Source organism: Monashia sp. HAY1-5C (genome assembly GCF_056755255.1).
Genome location: NZ_JBPGXG010000540.1, coordinates 1 through 253, shown reverse-complemented (window position 1 = coordinate 253; position 253 = coordinate 1). Strand labels below are relative to the sequence as shown.

Here is a 253-nt window from a genome sequence, read left to right as displayed (position 1 = left end):
GGGCCGACGTGATCATTTATCAGATGCCGGGCTGGTGGATGGGGGCGCCGTGGACGGTGAAAAAGTACATCGACGAAGTCTCCACCGAAGGCCACGGCAGCCTCTATGCCAGGGATGGTCGTACCCGTTCCGACGCGTCGCAGAAGTACGGCAGCGGCGGCCTGATTCAGGGCAAGCAATACATGCTGTCGCTGACCTGGAACGCACCGCAGCAGGCGTTTGATGATCCGAGCGATTTCTTTGAAGCCAAGGG

General features: G+C 60.1%; 1 pseudogene. It reads left to right on the top strand.

Features of this window, described 5'->3' with window-relative positions:
* Positions 1–253, top strand: a pseudogene (gene mdaB, locus ACR9ZK_RS22705) (NADPH:quinone oxidoreductase MdaB); the annotation flags it as partial.